At 61.6% G+C, this 258-nt stretch carries 1 pseudogene; it reads right to left on the bottom strand.

Going from position 1 to position 258, the window contains the following annotated elements:
* A pseudogene (locus SB764_RS42150) lies at nt 1-258 on the bottom strand (hypothetical protein); the annotation flags it as partial.

Genomic DNA, 258 nt, shown 5'->3' with positions numbered 1-258 from the left:
CCAAAGATAAGGTAACCGAACAGAATGGCCCAGAGCATCTGGCTATATTGCGTCGGTCCGATCATGGCGGCCGGGGCGTAACGGGCGGCATACATGACCAGCACGTTTCCGACGGCGGCAAACAGGCCGTAACCGGCCAGAAGCAGCCATTGCTCGCCGCTTGGCGGCACGAAAGTGGGGATCATGGCCAGGCCGCTGATCACCAGACAGCCCAGCACGCCCGCGCCATAAAGCGAGACGTTTTTTTCCGACGGCCCC

Source organism: Paraburkholderia sp. SIMBA_027, from assembly GCF_046535315.1.
Lineage (GTDB): Bacteria > Pseudomonadota > Gammaproteobacteria > Burkholderiales > Burkholderiaceae > Paraburkholderia > Paraburkholderia tropica.
This window is presented reverse-complemented; position numbering and strand designations above follow the sequence as displayed.